The organism is Paraburkholderia solisilvae (assembly GCF_902859875.1).
Classification (GTDB): domain Bacteria; phylum Pseudomonadota; class Gammaproteobacteria; order Burkholderiales; family Burkholderiaceae; genus Paraburkholderia; species Paraburkholderia solisilvae.
Genome location: NZ_CADIKF010000033.1, coordinates 18,592 through 41,244, shown reverse-complemented (window position 1 = coordinate 41,244; position 22,653 = coordinate 18,592). Strand labels below are relative to the sequence as shown.

Here is a 22,653-nt window from a genome sequence, read left to right as displayed (position 1 = left end):
GCGGCGATGAATTACCGTGTGCAGCGATCCGCCGCGGAGGCGGGCCGCATCGCCTTCAGATCAAACTCCGCTTCTTTCACCCCCTGCTGCGTCAGCGTGACCCAATGCAACGCGGTCGGCGACCGCACCAGCCCGACGCTGCCGACTTCCCCCCATTTGACCGGCGAGCGCTGCGTGCCGGCCAGCTCGATCGACGATGCGCCGAGCCGCAAATCGAGCAGACGCCCATCCTGGGTCGGCACGAACGCATGGTCGCCGGCCACCGCGATGCCCGCCTCGCGCACCGACGCGGGCATGCATGCGAGCGTCGCGGTCGTCGCACCGCTTGAATCGATCAGTTGCGCGAAGCCCTTGCCGTCGAAACCGGTTGCGACCACGATAAAGCGGTCCAGCGCCGGCACATACGCGGCGGCGTACACGTAATAGCGCAAGCTCGGCGACAGCACGCGCGCTTCAGTGAGCGAACCGTCCTCCGGATTGAAGACCGCGGACTTCAGCCGCGCATAGATCGCGCCCGGCACGAACTGCTGCCAGATCAGCAACGCGCGCGTCGGCGAGGCCGCGATCATCGGCCACCATTCACGCACGCGCGGCGCGACATCGACCGACTGCAGCAATGTGCCGTCCGCGTCATAGGTCTTCAGATACACGCCGTTGCCGGTGCCGAGATTGTCGACGCCGCCGCCGTCGACCCAATCGTCGGAATAAAACACGACGAAACGCGCGCCAACCGCGGCCGCATGCCCCGAATGCCCACCCGATTTCACGTCGACCGGATAAGGCTTCACCGCGTCGAGGTCAGACGTATACACGCCGTAGCGCTGACTCACTTCATTGGGCGTGTTCCAGCCGTCCTCGAAGGTCACCATGACGCGGCCGCTATCGTTCTGCGCAATCGACACCGGCTCCTGCGCTTCGGGACGGCTGATAAAAACCCGAGGCTTGTCGAGATTGCCCTGCTGCGGCGACCAGCGCGCGACGTACACATCGTGCGTCCAGTTGCGGTCGCGCCCCGGGCCGCGCGGCGGCAAGCCCGAACTGCTGAAGAATACCCACGTGTTGCCGTGCCCGTCGCTCGCCGTGCCGATGCCGTGCATATACGAACGCAGATCGACCGTCGCGGTGCGCGCGCGGCTCGACCCTTTCGCGGCCGCGGCGGACACCGGGCACAACCACACGCAAACGCCGAGCAGCGCGGCGACGGCCAACGCGTTTCGCATGTCGGGACTCACTCGACGGTGACGGACTTCGCGAGATTGCGAGGCTTGTCGACATCGGTGCCCCGCACACAGGCCGTATGGTACGCAAGCAATTGCAACGGCACGACATGCAATATAGGCGACAGCGGCCCATCGTGCGCAGGCAGACGAATCACGTTGACGCCGTCGTCATCGTCGAGCGGCGCGTCTTCGTCGGCGAATACGTACAGCAGGCCGCCGCGCGCGCGCACTTCCTGCATGTTCGACTTGAGCTTCTCGATCAGCGCGTCGTTCGGCACGATCGTGACGACCGGCATCTCGTTCGTGACGATCGCGAGCGGACCATGCTTCAGTTCACCTGCCGGGTAGGCCTCCGCGTGCACATACGAGATTTCCTTCAGCTTCAGTGCGCCTTCGAGCGCGATCGGGTAATGCATGCCGCGCCCGAGAAAAAGCGCATGCTCGTAGTGCGCGAATGCCTCGGCCCAGCGGATGATCTGCGGTTCCAGCGCGAGCACGCCATTGAGCGCCGCCGGCAGATGATGCAGTTGCTCGAGCCACTGCGCTTGCCGTGCGGCATCGGCAACGCCGCGTGCTTGCGCGAATGTGGCCGCGAGCAGGAACAGCGCGACGAGCTGCGTCGTGAACGCCTTGGTCGACGCCACACCGATCTCCGGCCCCGCCCCCGTCTGATACTGCAAATCGGTTTGCCGCATCATCGAGCTGTGCGCGACGTTGCAGATGGCGAGCGTATGCCGATGGCCGAGTTGCTGCGCATGCCGCAGCGCGGCGAGCGTATCGGCGGTCTCGCCCGATTGCGACACGACCACCACCAGCGTGCGCGGATTCACGACGCTCTCACGATAGCGATACTCGCTTGCCACTTCCACCTGGGTCGGCAAGCGTGCGATCGATTCGAACCAGTATTTCGCGGTCAGCGCCGAGTAATAACTCGTGCCGCACGCGAGAATCAGCAATGAATCGACCTCTTTAAACACGTGCGGCGCGTTGGCGCCGAACAGCGTCGGTGTCAGCGTCTGCACGCGTTCGGTCGCATCGGCGAGCACCGACGGCTGCTCGAAAATCTCTTTCTGCATGTAATGCCGGAACGGCCCGAGTTCGGTCGTGTGGTGGCTCGCGCGCTGCGTCTGCACTTCGCGGCGCACGGCCTCGCCGCCGCAATCGACAATCTTCACGCCGTCGCAGGTCAGCACCGCGACATCGCCTTCCTCGAGATAGACGAAGCGGTCCGCCGTGCCCGCCAACGCCATCGGATCCGACGCGAGGTAGTTGCCGCGATCGGTGAGGCCGACGACGAGCGGCGAGCCCGCGCGCGCGCCGATCACGAGATTCGGGTCGCTCTTCGCGAACACCGCAATCGCATACGCGCCGCGCAGCCTGCGCAGCGAGCGCCGCACCGCGACCAGCAGATCACGCGTCGGATCCTGCTTGCGCATGTGATGAATCAGATGCGCGATCACCTCGGTGTCGGTTTCCGAATCGAACGCATAGCCAAACGTCTTCAGTTCCTTGCGCAACGCCTCGTGGTTTTCGATGATGCCGTTGTGTACGAGCACGATCTCGCCGCATGAGAAGATCGGATGCGCATTGCCGGTGACCGGCGCGCCATGCGTCGCCCAGCGCGTATGCGCGACGCCGATCGTCCCCGACAGACCCGCATGATCGACCTGCTCCGCCAGGTTCGCGACGCGCTCGACACTGCGCACGCGGCGCGGCACGCCGTACTGCAGCACCGCGACACCGCACGAATCATAGCCGCGATATTCGAGGCGGCGGAGCCCCTCGGTCAGCACCGGCACGATGTCACGCCTCGCCACTGCGCCCACTATCCCGCACATATTCTTCCTCCTTATTCGCGGCCGACGGAGCTTACGCGGCTTGCCGCGCGTAGTCGGGCATCGACACGACGTGCGAGATCATGCCGTCGTCATCGTGATAGGCGACGAGGCAGCGCCCGGCGTCCGCCGCGACCGGCAGTTCGCGTTGCGGCGGCGCCGCTGCGTCGTCCGCCGCGCGCGCACCGTCGTGCATGCGGCGCACGCGGCCGGTGTGAAACAGGTCGAGCTGGCGCGCCAGCGTCCAGACAATCAACGTCGCGCTCACCGCGGCGATGCCGATGACAATCGGCACGAACGCCTCGAGCGACACTTCCGTGGGCGTCGCATTCGCGAGACACCAGCGGATATAGCGCGCCGCGAGAAACCAGATGCCGATAACCAGCAACGGCCGCATCACGCGATACCACGCGACGTACTGCCATGCGCGAACGCGGCTGCATTGCGCTTCGAACTGCGCGACGGATTGCTTCGATACATCGATAATCGGGAAAGGCATGGTAGGTCTCCTGTTGTGGTTGACTGCTTTGCCCTGCTTTGACCGCTTTAGCTGCTTTAACCGCTTGAAGCGATCAACTGTGTCGCTCGGCTTCGAGCGCATCGCCGTGCGGTGTGTGCGCCGCCCGCTCCGGCGCGGCGCCACCGCCGTCGAGTACGTGGCTCGCGCGAATGCCGCGATCGGGGCTGATCCAGCGGGCGCGCTTGCGCCGCTGCAACAGCACCGACGGAAACGCGATAACCGACGCGATCATGCTGATCGCCCAGAACGCGGCCGGGTACCACACGGTGTCCGCGAAGTAGCGCATCAGGTTGCTGTCGTAGCGGCGATCGATCAGGCAGCCGATCAGAATCTGCAGACAGCAGGTGAGAAACAGCAGCACGCCGGTACCGCGCGGCACGAAGCCGAAACGCCACGCGTCGGGCATCGGGAACAGCAGGTTGCACGCGAGAATCGCGAGCGTGAACAGCATGCAGTACGCCCACACAATACTGACTGCATACTCGGCGAAGATCGGCCACATCATCAGATTGCGGCGCGTGAGCACCTCGCCCGCGTATTTGAACAGCACCTGGATGCCGCCCCTGGCCCAGCGCAGCCGCTGCCGGTACAGGCCGCGAAACGTCTCCGGCATCAGAATCCAGCTGAGCGCGCGCGACTCGAAGTGAATCAGCCAGCCGCTCACCTGCAGCTTCCAGCTGATGTCGATGTCTTCGGTCAGCATATCGGAGCTCCAGTAGCCGACTTCCTGCAGCGCGCGCTTGCGGAACATCGATACGACGCCGGACACCGTCAGCATGCGTCCGTACATATGCTGCGTGCGCTTGATCAGCCCGACGATCGACGAGAACTCGCCGACCTGCATGCGGCCGAGCAGCGTCGAACGCGTGCGGATGCGCGGGTTGCCGGTCACCGCGCCGACCGACGCGTCGTGCTGGAAATGACGCAGCATCCAGCCGATCGCTTCCTTGTCGAGCAGCGAATCGCCGTCGATGCACATCAGGTACTCCGCATCGCTGAGCATCGCCGCGGTGGTGAGGCCGATCGCCTTGCCCTCGTTCTGGTGCTGATGCACGACCACGAGCTTCGGGTAGAGATTGACCAGCTCGTTCAGAATCGCGCCGGTCTCATCGCGGCTGCCGTCGTTGATCGCGATAATGTCGTAGTTCGGATAGCTGAGCGTATCGAGGCACGCGATCACCTCGCGCACGTTGTCGGCCTCGTTGTAGCACGGCACCACCACCGACACCTTCGGGTAGCTCGACAGCGGCGCCACGGCGGCGTTGCCGCCGTCCTTGCGTTCGACCAGCAGGTAATGCAGCAGCCCGCCGACCATCCACAGATACGCCATCAACAGCGGATAGTAGAAGACGAAGTTCGATATCAGGTCCATCGCGTTCTTCATTGTTTTCCCCTTTTTGCCGGGCCGACCCGCTCTGTCGGCTCCATATGGGCTCGCCACACAGGCCGGCCCATATGGAGCACGCGTGGTCAGCCCAGCATCCCCTGGTTCGAGCGCAACGTGCTTTGCACCGACATCACGTCGCGCAACATCGCCGTATCCGGCTGGTTCGCGGCGAAGTTGTCGGGCCCATAGCCGAGATGCACGACGCCTGCCGCATTCAGCCGCTTCATCTGGGCGCGCAGCAGGTTCGACGCGATCGGCCGGCCGGTCGCCGGATCGACCGCCGGCAGTTCGAAGACCGTCTTCCCGATGGCGCGAGGCCGCGCGAGCACCGTCTGCGCAAGCGAGTCGAGCCAGCTATTCGAGGCGCGCTCTTCACGGCCCGCCTGTGCGCCGGCCGTTCGATCCGGAGCTGCGGCAAGCGCGACGAAGTCGTAGTTCGCGACAAACACGTCGAGGCTTTGTGCGAAGTGGCGTTCCGCGTCGGCGTCGAACACCGCTTCGGCGGGCAGCGTGCGCACGGTCAGCACGTTGCCGCCGCCCTGATACGCGCGCACGCGTTGCGCGAGCTCGCGCGAAAACGCGGTCAGATGCATCGTCTTGCCGCTGGCCCAGCGCTGCATCAGCGCATCCGACGCATGAATGCGGGCGATATCGCGCGGCAGGCCCCACGTTGCATAGGTGTCGATGGCGGCGGCGCTGACGTCCTCGTATTCGTTCAGCGTCGCGTCCTCGCCGAACACGATGCCGTTAAAGCTCGCATAGCGCGTCAAGTCGTCGTAGATCTCGCGGATCGCCGCGCGCGCGGTTTCGTCGAACGGGCTCAAACGCGGCACACGCGCGCCGTCCATCGCGCTTTCCACCAACCGTCCGGCGGCCGGATGATCCGCCGGCAACGCGAACGACAGCAGCGGCATGCGCGCATAGACCTGCACACCGGTGCGCGTGATCAGCTGCCACGCAACGCGATTGAACAGATCCGCGCGCATCGGCAGATGACGGCTCGGGAAGTACACCGCGCGCGCGACGCCGCTGCCGTCCGGATCCGCGAACGCCTTCAGGTAGACCGACTTCGGCTCGAGATCCTTGATGCGATCGAGCAGGCGCCCGAGCTTGTCCTCGCTCTTTGCGGGGTCCGGGTCGTACAGCTCGTCGAGCGACACGTTGACCACCCGCTCGACCGGGTTGTGTTCGCCGCGATACGCGCGCGACGAGCGCATCTGGCCGATCAGCGTGCCGACGTCCCAGTCATACGACACGAGCAGCCGGCGAATTTTCGTGAGCGGCACATCGGGCGTATTCGGACCGTCGTCGAGCGTAAAGTGCACGGCCATGCCGAGCGACTGCGAGGCCTCGATCAGCGTCTGGTTGTACATCCCGTACGGCCAGACCGCGGAACGCACGCGCACGCCGGTCTTCGCGCTGATCAGCGCCGTGCTGCGCCCGAGGTCGCCATGAATGCGCGCCTGATATTCGTCGTCGGTCTCATAGCGCTGCAGCTCCGCGTAGTACAGATGCGCGCTCGCCGCCGGCAGTTCGTTGCCTTGCGGATTCGCGAGCGCGCCGTGATGCAGGTCGTGCGTGTGCGACGCGATTTCGACGAGACCCGAATCGGCCATCTCGCGCAGGTTGTCCCAACTCATGAAGTAGCCGGGCGGCATCACCGACTTGTGGCTGATGCGCACCGGCTCGCCGGCCGGCGTATCGGTCCAGCGCGTCACGACGCCGATCAGCGCCGGATAGTCGTATTGCCTGAGCAGCGGAAACGCGCGCGTGTACTGGCTGCTGTACGCGTCGTCGAAAGTCAGCAGCACCGCGCGCGGCGGCAGGCGCGGACCGCCGTTGCGCGACGCGATGATCTGATCGACGCTCACCGGGCGGAAGTCCTTCGCCTTCAGCCACGCGAAAATCATATGCAGCGTCGCGGTGCTGATCGCGCAGGTGTCGGCCACGGTGCCGACGTCCGTGTGCAGATCGTCGCGCACGTCGTGAATCGCAAGCACGCGGAAGGTCAGGCCGTCGTCGGCATCGGGCGCCGGCAGCAGGTCGAGGCCGAGGCCCGCCTGCGTCGCGTGGGCGGTGGGCACCGCGGACAGCGCCGCGGCAAAAGCGAGAAAGCGTCTGCGATTGAGCTTGTCCATGATGGCTCACAAGGGAATGTTGAGGTTCAGGTAAATCAGCTTGCTGGTCTCGCGCGTGCGATCCATCCGCTGGCTCGCGACACCGATTCCGTACGCGAGCGTCGCCTGCGTGCCGAGCTGCCACGCCTGTTCGAGGCGCACCTCCCACAGCGCGCTGTCGCCGACATCGGTCTGCCGGTAGCCGCCGAAGGTCGCGTACACGCGCTGCGCAAACGACTTGTCCGCATCGCGCCAGGGCGTCCACTGGTACATCGCGGTGACCTGCGCGGTGTAGTCGCGCAGCGGACTGAAATAGACGGTGTTGGTCACCGTGTTGCTGTTCGTGTTGAACTCGACCCACGTCGCGATCTGATGACGCGGCGTATTCAGGAACTGCTCGTACCAGATCGCCGTCCACTGCTGGTTCACGTTCGTGTCGCTGTAACGGCCCACGCCATACGCGAGGTCGAAATAACGGCGGTCGTCGACCGAATAGCGCGCGGACGCGCCGAGCGTGCGGCCGGTAATGCCCGCCTGGTATGCTTTCCACGGCAAGCCGTTGCTGTTCGTATCGAGACCCGCCTGGAAATGCCAGCGGTCGTCGGGCGCATAACCGAGCGTGCCCGCGACGCCGGTGTACGCATTGCCGCCCGTCGAGCGATCGACCTCGGCCGCCGCGTCGATGCCGTTCAACCGGAAGTCGCCGCCGATGCCGTTGCGCACGCGGCTCACGCTGTCGCCGTCACCGGTGTCCGCGCGGCCGCTGAACTGATGCGCGAATACGCGCCAGTACTGCGCGATCGGCTGCGAGTACAACTGCGTATCGACGCCCCAGTCGTTGTCGGCGATCACCGAGTTGCCCTTCTGCCCGTTCGCGGCGACGATCAGCTGCGGGCTGCGGTACGCCGCGTAATCGCGCTGGAAATTCTTCACCGTGTTGTTGTCGGGGAACTGGTCGCCGAAGGTCGCGTTGACTTCCGCCGCGCGGTCATACTGGTTCAGCTGCAGCGCGGTCTTGCCGAGACCGGCGAGCGTTTCGATGTCGCCCGGATGATCGACCAGCGTGCCCTCGTACATCTTTTCCGCTTCGTGCGGGCGCTGCTGCACGAGCGATGCATCCGAGCGCGCGCTGATCAATGCAGGATCGAACGGCGCTTCATGACGCAGCGTGTCGAGCGCGTCGACACCCTCGCGCGTACGGTCCGTGTACAACAGGTACTGCGCCTGCAGCTTCTTCACGCGGCCGTAGTCTTCGTTCACGTCTTCCGGATGATCGGCCAGGTCCGCGCGCAACGGCGTGCTCGCCGCAATCGACTTCAACAGTTGCTGTGCGTTTTCGTAGCGTCCCGAATCGAGGTAAGCGAAGAACAGCCCTTCCTGCACGTCGATGCGCTTTAACGCATGCGGTTCGACCGAAGGCTGCAGCGGTGCGACCGGCGTTTGCAGCGCGCGCTCGTAAGCGGGCGCCGCAAGGCGCGGTTGGTCGAGATACGTGTACGCGTCGCCGGCGGCCGCATACGTGCGTGCCGGCAGAGGGTCCGGCACACGCGACAGCTGTTCATAAAGCGCAGTGGCCTCCTGCATGCGGCCGACACCCTGCAGCGCGCCGATGCGTTCGGCAAGCACCGCGCAGCGGATGTCGCCGTACTCGTCGCCGTCGGGAATGCGCGTGAGCATCTCGTCGATATGCCGCAGCGCGGCCTTCGTCTGCGCGAGACGGTCCGGGTCGTCGATCGCCTGCGCCTGCTGCCGGCCCCAATGCACCTCGGTCACCACGACGAGCGATTCGATCTGCAACAGGTCCTTCTGCGAAAACGCGTCGGGACGCTTGCGCGCTTCGTCGAGCGCGAGCTGCGGCGAGCCGGAGCCCGCCATGTCGAACAACTGTCTGCGAACCTGATCGCGTTCGGTCATGATCTGGCCTTCCGCGACATTCCCCGGTGAATCCGCTGCGGCGTTCGGCTGCGCGGCGCAGTAGTCGCGCGCGAGCAGCACCAGCAGCAAGGCGGTCGCCTTGACTGCGGCGCGCGTGCGGCGGCTAGAGCGTCTGTTTTTCATGGTTCCTCGCTTGTCGGAGCCGCGCTCCAGACAAAGGAAGTCCCCGTGCCTATGTTTGGCACATTTGAAAAACATCCGGGAATCCTGGTCTCGCGTGCGGCGTTTATGTTCGGCGCTTCACCGGTCAGCTCGCGTTTCGTTCGAACGCGATGCACCAGACTTGCGCGGCCTCGCCGTAAGCGAAGGACGTGCCAGTGCGATGTCGCCCTTTTGCACGCAGGCGCAAGGTTGGAATACATTGCGGTGCGCCCGCACCGCGCCGGCAAAATGTTTCATCGGTGAACGTGCGGTCGCGCACTCGCTGCCCTGTTCCGCCGCGCGGCATGCCTTCCGGCACAAGCATCACAGCCTGATATATCTCGCGCCGTCTGGCCGTTGCTTGCGCGCGCAACCTGTTTTGAAAAGCGTTGCACGATTGAACATCATGCTGAAAAGCACCCCGGATTCATCAGCGGATAGCAGGCAGCTTGCTTCGCTTAAGCAAGCTCGCACGGATGAATGAGGTTCTGAATTCGTTTTACCGCGCGAAACAATCACGACGAGCGCGCTAAAACGAAAATAAAACACTTTCGACACGTACCCTGCCGTCCGATGCGAGTCGCACGCGGTTTATGCCACGCGGTGCAACGCCAAATGCGCGCTGGCGCACAAAGCGCGCCGACAGCGAACGCTCGATGTCGCGCTCGCGAAAGCACAACCGTCGCCGCCGCGCCGAAGCTGCTCGAGGCGAGGCGTCGCGAGGCCCGATGCGCGGATCGATGCGCAGATTCATCGTGGCCCCGATCGCGTCTAATTTTTCGCTAATTCGCCGCGCGGATGATGCACCCATGGCTGAAGCACGCCAGCGGACATCACCGAGAACCAGGCGGTACGACACCATAGCGAGGCCCTTATGTACAAGCACATTCTGGTAGCAGTCGGCACCCATCCCGATTCCATCACGCTGGAAGCAGCCATCCGGCTGGCGCGTGAAACCGGCGCGCGCGTCACCGCGCTGCATGTGGTCGATCCAGTGCCGCCGTACGCGGGCGCGGCCACCTGCGACTTCAGCGTGACGCTCGACGCTTTCGAAGCCTATGGGCACGCGGTTGCCGAGCGCTGTGTCGCTGCGCTCCATCAGGCCGGCTGCGACGGCGATGCACGCACGATCATGTTGCCGATGTGCGGCAGCACGATGGGGCGCGCGATTGCCGACCACGCGCGCGCGATCGGCGCGGACCTGCTGGTGATCGGCAATCGCAAGCCGTCGTTGTGGAGCCTCTTTCGCGAGAATCTGTACAAGGAAGTGCTGCGTCACACGGACGTGCCGGTGCTGGTCGCAACCGACGCGCTGCCGGCCGCGTCGGGCCGCGCGCTCGCGCTGCGGCCGCGCTATGCGGAAACGGCCGGCGCGTGAAGCCGCCGGCGCGATGCGCGGACGCGGCGCGCCGCTAGCGGTATTCGAGCTTCGGATACCAGTCGGCGCCGCGTCCGTCGGGCGTCAGATCGAGAATCGTCCACAGCGGCATCGGGTCCGGCGCGCCGCGCGGATCCTGGCCGGGGTCGGCGGTCTCGAAGCCCATTTCGCCGGCCCAGAAATGCCGGATCGTGCCGTCGCGGCGCGTAAACACATTGAGCGCCGGGATGTCTTCGCCCTGCTCCGTCACGCCGAAGTAGTCACGGCTGAAGTGACCGTTCAGGTCCGAGAAAAGCCGCAGGTCGCGCCAGCCGCGCGCCTTCGTAAACGCCAGCACACGCTCGAGCGGCGCACGCGCGACCACCGCGAGCGCGACACGCTGTTCGACATCGGCCGCCTCGCCTTCCCAGGCACTCAGCAGCGACGTGCACATCGGGCATGGACGCTCGCGCTGCGGACCGAACATATAGCTATAGACGACGAGTGTGTCCTTGTCGCCGAACAGGCCCGCGAAATCGACCGGACCGTGTTCTCCGTCGAAGCGATAGTCGCCGGTCACCGCGCCGCCCGGCGGCAACGCGCGGCGCATGTGCGCGACCCGCTCGATATGCCGGCGCAGTTCGATCTCCTCGGCAAGCAGCGTGGTGCGGGCGCGCCGGTAGTCGGCACTTTCGTTCGGGAAAGTCATTGAGTTGCGCCGCGCGAGTTCGGCGGCGGGGACGAGGGTCGGGGTTGAGGCATTCGCCATATCAGTCTCCTATCCATGACAAGGCTCGGTTGGCCTGCCGGCGCGATGCGTGCGGGCCGGCCGGTAAAGGACGATCGGGCATCGATCGTCAGTCGCGCTGCGGCGCGCCCAGCGGAAACAGCGGCCGGTACGGCCGTGCTTCATCGACCGCGCGCGCGAACGACGGCCGCGCAAGCAGCCGCCTCCGGTATGCGATCACATGCTCGAACGCCGGGCCGATCCGATGCGTCCAGTCCGCATAGAAGAGCGCGGGCGCGGCCGCGCAATCCGCCAGACTGAATTGCTCGCCGGCCGCCCACGCGCGGCCGGCCATCGTGTGCTCGAGCCAGCCGTACGCGGTGTCGAGCATCGCGCGCGCCTCGGCGACGCCGCGTGGGTCGCGTTCGGCCTCGGGCCGCATGCTGTCGAACACGATCTTCTGCTGCGGCGTCGAGATGTAAAGATCGAAAAAGCGGTCCATGCCGCGTACGTCGAGTGCCGCGCGGCGGTCCTCGGGCACGAGGCGAACCGGGCCCGGATAGTGCAGCCCCAGATACTCGATGATGATGGTCGACTCGGTCACCGTGCGCGTGCCGTCGACCAGCAGCGGAAAGCGTCTCAGCGGCCACAGCGCCGCGAACTCCTCGAGCACCTGCGGATGCTCGGGCGAGAGCGTGCGCCATTCGAACGGCGTGCCGTTCTCGTAGAGCGCGGTCAGCACCTTCTGGCAATACGACGAGAATGGGTGGGCATAGAGCTTGAGCGTCATCGTGTGTCCCCTCCGGTGAACGCGTGCGTTTATGGGTGTTCTGACTGACGACGAAGGACGCCGGGCGAAATCGACATTCACCTCGCGAAAAACCGCGGAAAGGCCGCGGGACGCGGCCGCCTTGGACCTTCACCCAGCGTCTTGACGACCGGTCACACGAGATAAGCCTGATTGAAGGGCGCGGAGCACGCATTCGCAAACTTTTTTACGGTTGTGCATGGGCGCCAGGGCAATCTGCTCAAATCGGCTCATGCCTCGATATCTGCTCAATATCTGCTCAAAATTTGCCATATCCGCTCATTTCAGCTAGTATCCGATCAATCATGAGCAGATACTGAGCAAATAAATGAGCAGATTGACCCCGGCAGTTGTCCTCGACGCCATCGCACGCCTCGCCCAAACGGGCCAGCTGGAGGTTTCCTCCACCGACGTCATCCACGCTACGCACGGCAGTTCCGCTACTGTCCGGCGTCATCTGGATGCACTGTGCGCCAGTGGGCAGCTCACGCGCAGCGGCCAGGCGCGAGCAACCCGCTACCGCCTCGCGGAGGCCGTCGAGATTCCTGCGACCGTACGGACCGCCCATATCCTCGAGGAGCCGTCCACCGGTCCGGGTCCGGCCTGGTCACCGGCGGCCATCGAGCTCGGCCATAAACTCGACTGGCCGCTGGCGGCGCGCGACCCGGTCACCTACCGGCGCGAATTTGTCGAAGACTATGTGCCCAACAAGAGCTGGCTGATGCCGCAAGAGCTGGCCGAAGAACTCTATCGTGACGGTCGCCTGCGCGAACAACAGCCCGCGGGCACCTACGCGCGCAAGGTGCTGGAGCAACTGCTGATCGACCTGTCCTGGTCGTCCTCGCGTCTGGAGGGCAACCGCTACACGTTGCTGGCGACCGAAGCCCTGTTCAGACGCGGCACCGCAGACAGCGACGCCGACGCGGTGATGCTGCTCAACCACAAGGCGGCCATCGAGTTTCTGGTCGATGCGGTACCGCTGCAAGGCCTTGCGACAGCGCTCATCCGAAACCTGCATGCAGTGCTCATGCAGGACCTGCTTGCCGATACCGATGCGCTTGGCGTCATCCGCAAGAAGCTGGTCAGCATCGGCGGCACGGTCTACGTGCCGACGCAGGTGCCGGCCGTGCTCGCAGAGATGCTGGAGACCATCCTGGCCAAGGCGAGGCTCATCAAGAATCCGCTCGAAGCCGCCTTCTTCCTGTGGGTGAATATCGCGTACCTGCAGCCATTCGAGGATGGCAACAAGCGCACCAGTCGTCTGGCGGCAAACATCCCGCTGATGCTCTACAACTGCTCGCCGTTGTCGTTCCTCGACGTCAACCCTCACGACTACGCGCAGGCGATGCTGGGCGTATACGAATTCCTCGATGTGTCGCGCGCGGTGGACCTGTTCACCTGGACCTATCGGCGCTCGATGAAGAAATATGTCGTGGTGATGGAATCCATGGGCGCCCCGAATCCTCTGCGACTGCGCTACCGCGAGCATCTGACGGAGGCGATGGGACGCGTGGTTCGCGACAGACAATCCGCGCAGGCTGCAGTGTCGGAGCTGGGCCTCACCGAGGACCGGGCCCCGGGCTTCGAGGCGATGCTGCTCGACGAGTTGAAGAAGCTCGAGGTATTCAACTGCGCGCGATACCGGTTGACGCTGACCGCCACGCAGGCCTGGATCGACGCCGACCGGCCGCACTGAGCACAGCCTGGTTGCTGAAGTACACGCTCAGCAGGACGAATAGATTGGCGCGCAAGCCCAGGGACTCAGGCGCCTGCCTTGCCGTCATCTTTCAGCTACCGGCTACCGCCCGCGTGCCGCAGGATCGATGCGGCAGCATCCGCCGCAACCTGACAGCCGAGCACGATATGTTCTTCCGCGGTGTCTTCGATGAAATCGTGACTGACGCCGCCGATGCTCGGCACGAACAGCATGCACGCGGGCAGTTGCGCGGCGATTACCTGTGCATCGTGCGCGGCGCCGCTCGGCATGCGCACCCAGCGGCCCGGCGCGAGCGCCTGCGCGGCGCGCGCGACATGCTCCTGCAACGCCGCATCCATCGTGACCGGTTCCATCGCTTCTTCGAGCGTGTCGAGCGCGACGCCGACCGGCCCGCGCGCGTCGAACTCGCGCACCAGTTCCGCGAGCGCCGTCTCCATCGCGCGCAAACGCGCCGCGTTACTGTCGCGGAACTGCAGATAGAGGTCCGCCTGACCGGGCACGACGCTCAACGAGCCCGGCTCGAGATCGATACGGCCGACCGTCCACACGGTATCGGCATCGGCGAGCGCGCGAAACGCGTCGTCCATCCGCGCGATAAACGCGACCAGCGCCGCGCCCGCATCGCGCCGGATCGCCATCGGCGTAGTGCCCGCATGATTGCGCTGACCGGTAAAGCGCACGCGCAGTTCACGCATCCCGACGATGGTCGTGACGACGCCGAGCGCGTGACCGCCTGCTTCGAGCCGCCCGCCCTGCTCGATGTGCGGCTCCAGGTAGCCCACATAGCGTGCACGCTCGAGCCTCGCACGCGGTTCGCCCGCGAGTCCGGCCGCCTGCAATGCGTCGTGCAGCAACTGGCCGTCACGGTTGCGCGCGCAACGAAGCGCGTCGTCGACTGCGGCATCGTGCTCGCCGCCGACAAAGCTGCGGCTGCCGAGAAACCCGCAGAATGTCCCCTCTTCGTCGATCCACGATGCGACGTCCAGCGCGAGATGCCGCGTGTCGTCGTGTTCGGCGAGCGCGCGCGCAATTTCGAGTCCGTAGATCACGCCGAGCGCGCCGTCGAGCCAGCCGCCGGTCGGCTGCGTATCGGTGTGCGAGCCGATCAGCAGCGCGGGCCCGGCATTGCGCGAGCGGCCGACCACATTGCCGACGCCGTCGATCCGCGCATCGAGCCCGGCTTCGCTCATCCGGCCTGCCAGCCAGCGGCGCGCATCCACATCGACCGGCGACAGCGAGAGCCGCACGACGCCCGGCCCGGTCGCGCCAAAGCTGCGCAGCTTGTGCAAATCGCCAAGCAGGCGCTCGGGGTTGATGGTCGGCACGAGTCGTTCCTCCTGTAGTGTGGTTTCGTATGGATTCGCCGGCGATGCGGCACGATGCGTACGCCGCCGCCATGCGCCGCGCGCGCTTATTCGGGTGTCGGCTCGACTTCGGTGCCGCTCCAGCTGATGCTCGACACGCCTTTTTCCATGCTGATGCGGCTTGCCATCAGTTCGAGCTTCGCCTGATCCTTCGGATGCATGCGCACGGTCGCGCTCACCTCGATGCGTGGCGGATCGCCTTCGACATCGCGGCTCGTCAGGCTCTGGAACGACAACGGTTGCGAATACATCGAGTTCGACAGCAGCGTGCGGATATGAATTTCGTCTTCCTCGCGGCATACGACCGTGATCACGTACTGGCGCACGAGGTCCGCGCTCGCTACCGGCGTCGCATTGATCATGCGGCTCAGGTCGCGCAGCACCGTATTGGCCGCGAGCACCGCGAGCGTGCCGGCCAGCGCCGGGCCGTAGTGGCCGCTGCCGCACAGCACGCCGACCGCGGCTGCGCACCAGAGCGTGGCCGCGGTATTGATGCCCTGAATCGAGCCCTTGTCGCGCATGATCACGCCGCCGCCGAGAAAGCCGACGCCGGACACCACATAGGCGGCGATCTGCGTGACGCCGGCAGTGCCGTTGCCGGTCAACACACCGAGTGTGACGAACAGGCACGCGCCGCTTGCTACGAGCGTGATCGTGCGCAACCCCGCGGTGCGCTGGCGCATCTGCCGCTCGAGGCCGATCGCGACACCGCATGCGAACGCGGCACAGAGCCGCCAGACGAAATCGGCAATCATGGGTGCATCGGGTATGAACTGGATAAAGGCCGGATAACCAGGCGGTAGCAGGCGCTAGCAGCCGCTAGCAGCCGCCTCGCCGCGGCATGACGGTCAGGCCCACGCGACGGCGCGGCGACTCGCGCGAGACGGACGAATGCTGAGGCGAACGATAGCCTGGAGTCGGTGGATTGCGCCAGTGCGAGGTGGGGCGGCGTGCAAAAAGCAAACGCGGGCGGCCGTGCTGGCCGCCCGCGTCAGTCAATCGAACGAAGCCGCGCGAACGCGTCCGCGCTTCAGCTCGTCCGCGTGTCGGCGCATTAGTGCATCACCGCTGCTTGATAAACGCTTCGAATTGCGCCGCGTAGTCCGGATGCCAGCGCGACAGCGCCGGCCGGTTCTCGACGATATCGCCGGCCGCCCACAGAATGCGCCGCTCGTCGAGCGCGCGCGGCACGTCGTTGTCCGGGCACAAGATATAGAAGTCGCCGGCCGCGAGCCGTTCCATCATGAAGTCGACGGTCTGCTCCGGCGTCCACGCGGCCGCCGGCTTCTCGGCACGGCCGCGTCGCGTAAGCTCGGTGAATACAAAACCGGGAATCAGCAGATGCGCGCTGATCTTGCCGTTCGCGCTGTTGCGCAATTCGTGCTGCAGCGCTTCGGTAAAGGCCTTCAGCGCCGCTTTCGAGACGTTGTAAGCGGGGTCGCCCGGCGGCGTCGTGATGCCCTGTTTCGAGCCGGTGTTGATGACGAGCCCGGGCCGGCCGCGCTCGATCATCTCCGGCACGAACACCTGCGTGCCATGAATCACGCCCCACAGGTTCACGCCGAGCACGCGCTGCCAGTGGTCGGCGGGACCGAAGATGGTGTTTTCCTGGTGCATGCCCGCGTTGTTCATCAGCACGTCCGTGCCGCCGAAGCGCTCGCGCACCGCGGCCTGCAGACGGCGCATGTCTTCGACGCGGCTTACATCGGTCTCCTGCGCGAACACGGCGCTTGCGCCGTGCGCGGCAACCGCGGCGACTTCGTCGACTGCGTGCGCGAGACGTTCGGCGCCGAGATCGGCGATACACACGCGCAGCCCTAACCGTGCAAAACGCTTCGCGGCGGCAAGGCCGATGCCGGAGGCGCCGCCGGTAATGACGGCGACCGCGCCCGGCGCCGCAAAGGCCGGATGCGTCGGATGCGTAGCGGAAGAAGAAGCAGATTGAGTCATCGGGGAACCTCGTTGGCGCGGGGATCGCGACACCGGCGCGCGGTCCCGGTTCAGGAAGATGGGGCGGACGATGCTAGCACGAAGCGTCGCAACAGGTCGTCCGCATGGACAAAAACATCTGCAAAAGCAGGGTAAAACCAGCAAGCGTGAAGACTCGCCAACGCGCTGCGCCACGCATCATGCAGCGGTTGCGCGCGCGTTGCTTTCAACCAGCTTCACGAGCGTATGCAGCACGCGATTGGCCGGCGTCGCGACGCCGCGTATCGCGCCACGCCGTACGACATATCCGTTCAGATGATCGATCTCGCTGCGGCGGCCGCGTGCGAGGTCCTGCGCAGTCGACGAGTATTGGGTCGTCATCGTCTCGGCGATCCGGCGCACGGCCGCGTCGACGTCGCCGGGAATGACCACCTGGTCGGCCCGCGCGACCGCGACGCATTCGGCGACCACGTCGCGCATCACGTCCGTCACGCCTTCGCGCCGCACGAGTTCGCCGTAAGGCAATTGCGCGAGCGCGGACAGCGCGTTGTACGCGCAGTTGAGGATCAGCTTCGCCCACAATGCGCCGCGCACGTTATCGGAAATCTCGGTCGGCACGCCGGCTGCGATCAGCACGCGCGCCACGGCGTCGCTTGCGCTCGACGGCTCGATCACCAGTTCGCCGCGACCGTTGTGTTTCACGTGACCGGGTCCGGCCATGCCGGCTGCGACATACACGACCGCCGCCGCGACTTGCTGCGCAAGCTGGCTGCGCAGGCGTTCCGCATTGTCGACGCCGTTTTGCAGCGTGAGAATCAGCGCGTCTTGCGCGAGATGCGGCCGCAACTGCAATGCGGCGCTTTCGGTATCGGTGGACTTTACGCAGAACAGCACGAGCTGCGCGCCGGCTGCGGCATGCGCATCGGTGCTCGCCGCGACGCGCACGCGTTCGTCGAAGCTTTGCGTATCGAGCCGCAAACCCTGCGCGCGAATCGCGTCGACATGCTGCGCGCGGCCGATCAGCACGACGTCATGCCCGGCGCGCGCCAGCATGCCGCCGTAATAGCAGCCGACTGCGCCCGCACCCATCACGGCGACTTTCATCGGAGTGTCTCCTCAACGAACACAGGATGCGCGAAAGCTTGCAAAAGCGGGCACATCCTGCATGCCTTCGCACTGCGCGCGGCAAGGGAAAGCCTGCGCCAGCGAAAGCCGAACGTTAGCATAACGGGCGCGCGCGGTACGCTAGCCGGTGCTCAATGGCGCGGGAGGTGCAGGAGGTGCAGGCGGGTCGGGCGGCCCGGGTGGAGATGTGCGCGGCGGCACACTGAGGCGTTCGTATTCGGCAATCAGCTGCGCGCCGAACAGCAGCAGCGTGGCCAGCGCTTCGAGGCTGAACAGCACGACGATCGCGGTCGCCAGCGATCCGTACACGACGTTGACCTGCGACAGCGTCGCGAAGTACCAGACCAGCACGCGCCGCGTGATCTCCCACAGCAGCGCGGCGGTCAGCGCGCCCATCAGCGCGTGGCGCGGCGCCGGCCGGCCGACCGGAATCACGAGATAGATCGCGGTCAGCACGAACACCTCGCCGGCGACACCGAGCAGGTACAGCACGGTGCGCACCGCGCCCGTCAGCGAAACCGGATGGCCGAACAGCACGATGCCGTCGGACGCGACCACCTGCAGACTACTGGTGACGAGCGTGACAAGCAGCACGCCGACCCCGAGCGACAGGCTGAAACAGTAAGGCACGATCGCGGACACGAGAAAGTGCCGGCGCCGGATCGCGACGCGATGCACGAAGATGATCGACAACGCATTCTCGAGCACCGTAAACGCAAGCGAACTGAAAAAGATCATCGTGACGAGCAGCAGCCAGCCGACCACGTTGCGATGCGCAAGGAAGTTGGCGAGCTCATGCACGAGGGCATTCGACTGTCCCGGTGTCAGCCATTCGAGCAGGCGCGCGAGCGTCTCGAGCAGGCGTTGTTCGCCGACGAAATGCGAGAACGCGATGGCGATCAGAATCAGCAGCGGCACGATGGACAGCAACGCGTAATACGCAACCGCGCCGGCCAGCAGCAGCCCCTGGTTCGCGCGGAACGCCTTGAGTGCGCTCAACAGGAAGCGCAGCGGATGCGTCGCGAGAAAACGCAGCGCATCGTTGCTTCGCGCGTGGTGGAGCGCGCTCCGAAGCGCGGTCCGCGGCGCATTCCGCGGGGCATTGTGCAAGGTCGTCATCATGCGTTCCGACAGTGGGCGGTGAAGAGCCGCTCCGATTCGCTGCACGGCGTTTGTAAGGCTTACGCGCGCAACATGCGCGACTTCACGCTGCCGGCGCACCGTTGATTGCGCGTACTTATTTCGCGTACTTATTTCGCGTGCGTATCCTGCGCCTTTCTTCTGCGTGCTGATTCTGCGTGCTTATTCCGCATCGACACCGGCCCTGTTATCTCGTCAGCGCCCCTCACCCGCTCATCCCGCCCACAGTTAGCGCGCCCGTTTCGCTCGCGGCGCCCCGACCTGACCCGCACTCTGGTCCTCGTCTTCCTGCGGCGCCACATCTTCAAGACTGCGCTTCTTCGACTGGTCGGCGGAAACCGGCTCCGTCGTATCGTCGCCCTCGGCGACAATCTGTCTGCTGGCCTTGTCCCAGTACTCGTCGGCCCGGCCTTCCGGCGAGCCGTCCTGTTCCCACAGGTGATATGCGCGTTCCCGAATGCGTTCTTCGCTGTGTCCGTTTGCCATGGTTGCGGTCCTCCCGATGCGTCGTGACAGGGCGCGCACCCGATCCGGATTGCTCGTTACAGGCGCGCGGCACTTCGACGGCAGAGCATCCGTTGTACCCAGCCGGTCGTATCCGATGCGTGAGCGCCACTTATCCGGCATCGAGCGCCTGCGGCACGCGACGGGCTGCGTGATGTCCGACCCTGCGTCACGCGTGGCACACAAACTGCGTGCGTCGCGAAGTCGCACGCCGCGCGCGCCGAACATGTCACGCGCGACGCAACCCGGCACGCCGGCGGGTCAACGCACGCTGATGCACTCTGCGCGAGTCGCGCAGTCCGTGCACGCCGCGTAAAAAAGTGCGAACCTGCAAAAAGCCGTTCGTCCGGCAATACGCCGCGGCGCGCGACGCGCGATGCTTTCCAGTCGCGCATCGCCGGCCGCGGATACGACGGCCGTTCACGGCGACGCGCCTCTTGCACCATCCTGCGAACCGACACTCAATCGAGGAACATGCCATGCCGCATACCGTTGAAAGCAAACCCGCCAAAGCCGCGCTGCGCACGCCGTCCGACCTGCCGGAGGACGCCACCGCGAAGGTCGCCGCGGCGCTCAATCCGCTGCTCGCCGATACCTTTGCGCTTTACATCAAGACGAAAAACTTTCACTGGCACATGTCTGGCCCGCATTTCCGCGACTATCACCTGCTGCTCGACGAACAGGGTGAGCAGATTTTCGGCATGACCGACGATATCGCCGAGCGTGTCCGCAAGATCGGCCAGACGACGTTGCGCTCGATCGGCCAGATCGCGAAGCTGCAACGCATCCGCGACAACGACAAGCCGTTTGTCCCGCCCGAGGAAATGCTCGCGGAACTGCGCAACGACAACCTCGCGCTCGCGGCCAGCATGCGCGAGGCGCACGACGTCTGCGACGAAGCCGGCGATGTCGCCAGTGCAAGCGAGCTGGAGAACTGGATCGACGAAACGGAACGGCGCGCGTGGTTCCTGTTCGAGGCGACGCGCCACGTGTAAGCGGCGCAGTACGTCGAGGGCGGTGGGGCGGTAGCGCGAAGCGGCTCAGGCATGCAAAGCGGCGCGTGCACTGCCCGCCCCATCAAGGCTGTGCGCCGTGAGCTGCGAGATGTGAGATATGACGGGCGCGGCGGCGAATGCGGGGCAGACGCGGACACACACAAAGCCGCCCCGCGATGGCGCACGTGAGAGCCCGCCCAGGCGGGCTCTCACTGCTGCGGCTCAGCGGTCACCGAGCAAGCGCCACAAGCGCCACGCAGCGTTCGACGCGCGGCTACAGCGCCGCCGCTGAGCGACCGCGCAACAGCCGCATCACGCTTATTTACCCGCGGCGTCCGACGCCGTATTCGACGGCGCATGCTCGTCCGCCGATGCGACGAGCGCCGGCGCAGTGGCCGCCTGGTCGAGCTGCTCAGCCGACCAGCCGCCGCCCACCGCGCGCACCAGCTGCACGTTCGCGCTCTGCTGCCGCGTCTGGATCTGGATCGCCGACACTTCCGCATCGAGCGCGGCGGTCTGAGCAGTCACCACGTCGAGGTAGCCGATCGCGCCCTGCTTGTATTGCGTAAGCGCGAGCGACAGCGCACGCTCGGCCGCCGACGCCGCATCGCGCTGCTGCTGCAGCGCGGTGCCGAGATCCGCCAGCAGCGTCAGGTTGTCTTCGACCTGCTGGAACGCCGTGAGCACGACGCCGCGATAACGCGCGCCGGCTTCGCTGGTGGCCGCCTTGGCCGCTTCGAGCTGGCCGCGCCGGAATCCGCCATCGAAAATATACTGCGTGAGCTGCGGCCCGAGCGCCCAGAAGAAGTTCGGCGCACTGAAGAAGTTCGTATAGCTCGAACTTTGCAGGCCGCCCGCCGCGGTCAGCGTAATCGACGGGAAATACGCGGCGCGCGCAACGCCGATCTTCGCGTTCGCTTCCGCGACACGCCGCTCGGCCGCCGCGATATCGGGGCGCCGCTGCAGCAGCACCGACGGCACGCCGACCGGAATAGGCGGCAGCGGAATCGCCGCGGTCGATTCGGGCAGCGTGAACTCGGACGCCGACGCGCCGACCAGCACCGCGATCGCATGCTCGAGCAGCGCGCGCTGCGCGACGGTCTGCGACAGCTGCGATTGTGCGGACGACAGCTGCGTCTGCGCACGCGCGACGTCGAGCCCCGCGACGATGCCGCCGCCGTGCAGCGCCTCGGTGAGCTGCAGCGCCTTCGTAAACGCGACGACGGTCTCGCGCAACAGCGCGGTCTGCTGATCGAGGCCGCGCAACTGCACGTAACTATCCGCGAGCTGCACCTGCAAGCTCAACTGCACCGACGCAAGATCCGCCTGGGTGGCCTGCGCTTCGTACTTGCCGGCCTTCACCGAATCGCGCACACGGCCCCACAGATCGAGGTCGTAGTCGATTTCGCCGCCGAGCGTGACCGCGTTATAGTCGTTCGGACCCGCACCGCGCAACGGCCGCGTCGCCGATTGCCGCTCGCGGAACGCCGATGTATTCGCCGTGACGGTCGGGAAGAGCCCCGCACTCACCTGCGTGACGAACGCCTGGGCCTGCTGATAATGCGCGTACGCGGCTTCGAGATCGGTGTTGTTCGCGAGCAGCCGCTTCTCGAGCGCGTCGAGTTGCGGGTCGTCGTAGAGTGTCCACCAGCCGTCGCGATTCAACTGGTCGCCGGGCTTCGCGCTGACCCACGGCCCGGTGGTCCGGTATTGCGCGGCAACCGGCGAAGGCGGCACCTTGTAGTCCGGCGCGAGCGAACAGCCGGCGACGAGCGCCGCCAAAGCCGCTACAGCTGCCGCAAGCGGCGCGGGGCGCAAGGCGCGCATGACGG

Annotated in this window: 18 protein-coding genes; 3 read left to right on the top strand and 15 right to left on the bottom strand. The window is 65.7% G+C overall.

Features of this window, described 5'->3' with window-relative positions:
• Nucleotides 1-11: 11 nt before the first annotated feature.
• The 6 genes from HV675_RS20080 to pgaA all read right to left on the bottom strand — a co-directional run bounded on the left by HV675_RS20080 (nucleotide 12) and on the right by pgaA (nucleotide 9,137).
• Complete coding sequence (locus HV675_RS20080; RefSeq protein ID WP_175112864.1) at nucleotides 12-1,220, bottom strand: hypothetical protein; 1,209 nt, start codon at nucleotides 1,218-1,220, stop codon at nucleotides 12-14.
• A gap of 8 nt (nucleotides 1,221-1,228) precedes the next feature.
• On the bottom strand, nucleotides 1,229-3,058 hold the full coding sequence (gene glmS, locus HV675_RS20075) for a glutamine--fructose-6-phosphate transaminase (isomerizing) (RefSeq protein WP_175112863.1): 1,830 nt from the start codon (nucleotides 3,056-3,058) through the stop codon (nucleotides 1,229-1,231).
• A gap of 31 nt (nucleotides 3,059-3,089) precedes the next feature.
• On the bottom strand, nucleotides 3,090-3,554 hold the full coding sequence (locus HV675_RS20070) for a hypothetical protein (protein WP_175112862.1): 465 nt from the start codon (nucleotides 3,552-3,554) through the stop codon (nucleotides 3,090-3,092).
• Nucleotides 3,555-3,627: 73 nt separating this feature from the next.
• Complete coding sequence (gene pgaC, locus HV675_RS20065) at nucleotides 3,628-4,959, bottom strand: poly-beta-1,6-N-acetyl-D-glucosamine synthase (protein WP_175112861.1); 1,332 nt, start codon at nucleotides 4,957-4,959, stop codon at nucleotides 3,628-3,630.
• An 86-nt stretch (nucleotides 4,960-5,045) separates the two neighbouring features.
• Entirely contained in the window at nucleotides 5,046-7,100 is a 2,055-nt protein-coding gene (pgaB, locus tag HV675_RS20060) for a poly-beta-1,6-N-acetyl-D-glucosamine N-deacetylase PgaB (RefSeq protein ID WP_175112860.1), read from the bottom strand.
• A 6-nt stretch (nucleotides 7,101-7,106) separates the two neighbouring features.
• Entirely contained in the window at nucleotides 7,107-9,137 is a 2,031-nt protein-coding gene (gene pgaA / locus HV675_RS20055; protein ID WP_175112859.1) for a poly-beta-1,6 N-acetyl-D-glucosamine export porin PgaA, read from the bottom strand.
• Nucleotides 9,138-10,029: 892 nt separating this feature from the next.
• Between pgaA and HV675_RS20050 the strand changes: the two genes are divergently transcribed.
• A complete protein-coding gene (locus HV675_RS20050) occupies nucleotides 10,030-10,533 on the top strand; it encodes a universal stress protein (protein ID WP_175112858.1) in 504 nt (167 codons plus the stop codon).
• Nucleotides 10,534-10,567: 34 nt separating this feature from the next.
• Here HV675_RS20050 and HV675_RS20045 read toward each other — a convergent pair whose 3' ends face one another.
• Both HV675_RS20045 and HV675_RS20040 read right to left on the bottom strand, forming a co-directional pair.
• Nucleotides 10,568-11,281, bottom strand: coding sequence for a DUF899 family protein (locus HV675_RS20045; protein ID WP_175112857.1), 714 nt, complete (start codon nucleotides 11,279-11,281; stop codon nucleotides 10,568-10,570).
• Nucleotides 11,282-11,369: 88 nt separating this feature from the next.
• Complete coding sequence (locus HV675_RS20040) at nucleotides 11,370-12,029, bottom strand: glutathione S-transferase family protein (protein ID WP_175112856.1); 660 nt, start codon at nucleotides 12,027-12,029, stop codon at nucleotides 11,370-11,372.
• Between the two features lie 346 nt (nucleotides 12,030-12,375).
• Between HV675_RS20040 and HV675_RS20035 the strand changes: the two genes are divergently transcribed.
• Nucleotides 12,376-13,743 carry a Fic family protein gene (locus HV675_RS20035; protein WP_175112855.1) on the top strand — a complete coding sequence of 456 codons (1,368 nt, stop codon included), beginning with the start codon at nucleotides 12,376-12,378 and terminating at the stop codon, nucleotides 13,741-13,743.
• Between the two features lie 95 nt (nucleotides 13,744-13,838).
• Here the strand turns inward: HV675_RS20035 and HV675_RS20030 are convergent, their stop codons facing one another.
• The 6 genes from HV675_RS20030 to HV675_RS20005 all read right to left on the bottom strand — a co-directional run bounded on the left by HV675_RS20030 (nucleotide 13,839) and on the right by HV675_RS20005 (nucleotide 19,808).
• Nucleotides 13,839-15,089, bottom strand: coding sequence for a Zn-dependent hydrolase (locus tag HV675_RS20030; protein ID WP_175112854.1), 1,251 nt, complete (start codon nucleotides 15,087-15,089; stop codon nucleotides 13,839-13,841).
• Between the two features lie 86 nt (nucleotides 15,090-15,175).
• On the bottom strand, nucleotides 15,176-15,883 hold the full coding sequence (locus HV675_RS20025; protein ID WP_175112853.1) for an MgtC/SapB family protein: 708 nt from the start codon (nucleotides 15,881-15,883) through the stop codon (nucleotides 15,176-15,178).
• A 307-nt stretch (nucleotides 15,884-16,190) separates the two neighbouring features.
• Complete coding sequence (locus HV675_RS20020) at nucleotides 16,191-17,078, bottom strand: SDR family NAD(P)-dependent oxidoreductase (RefSeq protein ID WP_175112852.1); 888 nt, start codon at nucleotides 17,076-17,078, stop codon at nucleotides 16,191-16,193.
• Nucleotides 17,079-17,255: 177 nt separating this feature from the next.
• Entirely contained in the window at nucleotides 17,256-18,161 is a 906-nt protein-coding gene (locus HV675_RS20015; RefSeq protein ID WP_175112851.1) for a ketopantoate reductase family protein, read from the bottom strand.
• Between the two features lie 141 nt (nucleotides 18,162-18,302).
• Nucleotides 18,303-19,301: a YihY/virulence factor BrkB family protein gene (locus HV675_RS20010; protein WP_175112850.1), complete on the bottom strand. Its 999-nt coding sequence runs from the start codon at nucleotides 19,299-19,301 to the stop codon at nucleotides 18,303-18,305.
• A gap of 249 nt (nucleotides 19,302-19,550) precedes the next feature.
• A complete protein-coding gene (locus HV675_RS20005) occupies nucleotides 19,551-19,808 on the bottom strand; it encodes a DUF2934 domain-containing protein (RefSeq protein WP_175112849.1) in 258 nt (85 codons plus the stop codon).
• Between the two features lie 497 nt (nucleotides 19,809-20,305).
• Here HV675_RS20005 and HV675_RS20000 point away from each other — a divergent pair, with 497 nt between their 5' ends.
• Nucleotides 20,306-20,821: a Dps family protein gene (locus HV675_RS20000; RefSeq protein ID WP_175112848.1), complete on the top strand. Its 516-nt coding sequence runs from the start codon at nucleotides 20,306-20,308 to the stop codon at nucleotides 20,819-20,821.
• A gap of 318 nt (nucleotides 20,822-21,139) precedes the next feature.
• On the opposite strand, the gene HV675_RS19995 is transcribed toward HV675_RS20000, so the two are convergent.
• A complete protein-coding gene (locus tag HV675_RS19995; RefSeq protein WP_175112894.1) occupies nucleotides 21,140-22,648 on the bottom strand; it encodes an efflux transporter outer membrane subunit in 1,509 nt (502 codons plus the stop codon).
• Between the last annotated feature and the right edge of the window lie 5 nt (nucleotides 22,649-22,653).

Coding starts and splice junctions, on each gene's coding strand:
- HV675_RS20080 (WP_175112864.1), bottom strand. CDS start 1,220: ATGCGAAACGCGTTGGCCGTCGCCGCGCTGCTCGGCGTTTGCGTGTGG.
- glmS (WP_175112863.1), bottom strand. CDS start 3,058: ATGTGCGGGATAGTGGGCGCAGTGGCGAGGCGTGACATCGTGCCGGTG.
- HV675_RS20070 (WP_175112862.1), bottom strand. CDS start 3,554: ATGCCTTTCCCGATTATCGATGTATCGAAGCAATCCGTCGCGCAGTTC.
- pgaC (WP_175112861.1), bottom strand. CDS start 4,959: ATGAAGAACGCGATGGACCTGATATCGAACTTCGTCTTCTACTATCCG.
- pgaB (WP_175112860.1), bottom strand. CDS start 7,100: ATGGACAAGCTCAATCGCAGACGCTTTCTCGCTTTTGCCGCGGCGCTG.
- pgaA (WP_175112859.1), bottom strand. CDS start 9,137: ATGAAAAACAGACGCTCTAGCCGCCGCACGCGCGCCGCAGTCAAGGCG.
- HV675_RS20050 (WP_175112858.1), top strand. CDS start 10,030: ATGTACAAGCACATTCTGGTAGCAGTCGGCACCCATCCCGATTCCATC.
- HV675_RS20045 (WP_175112857.1), bottom strand. CDS start 11,281: ATGGCGAATGCCTCAACCCCGACCCTCGTCCCCGCCGCCGAACTCGCG.
- HV675_RS20040 (WP_175112856.1), bottom strand. CDS start 12,029: ATGACGCTCAAGCTCTATGCCCACCCATTCTCGTCGTATTGCCAGAAG.
- HV675_RS20035 (WP_175112855.1), top strand. CDS start 12,376: ATGAGCAGATTGACCCCGGCAGTTGTCCTCGACGCCATCGCACGCCTC.
- HV675_RS20025 (WP_175112853.1), bottom strand. CDS start 15,883: ATGATTGCCGATTTCGTCTGGCGGCTCTGTGCCGCGTTCGCATGCGGT.
- HV675_RS20020 (WP_175112852.1), bottom strand. CDS start 17,078: ATGACTCAATCTGCTTCTTCTTCCGCTACGCATCCGACGCATCCGGCC.
- HV675_RS20015 (WP_175112851.1), bottom strand. CDS start 18,161: ATGAAAGTCGCCGTGATGGGTGCGGGCGCAGTCGGCTGCTATTACGGC.
- HV675_RS20010 (WP_175112850.1), bottom strand. CDS start 19,301: ATGACGACCTTGCACAATGCCCCGCGGAATGCGCCGCGGACCGCGCTT.
- HV675_RS20005 (WP_175112849.1), bottom strand. CDS start 19,808: ATGGCAAACGGACACAGCGAAGAACGCATTCGGGAACGCGCATATCAC.
- HV675_RS20000 (WP_175112848.1), top strand. CDS start 20,306: ATGCCGCATACCGTTGAAAGCAAACCCGCCAAAGCCGCGCTGCGCACG.
- HV675_RS19995 (WP_175112894.1), bottom strand. CDS start 22,648: ATGCGCGCCTTGCGCCCCGCGCCGCTTGCGGCAGCTGTAGCGGCTTTG.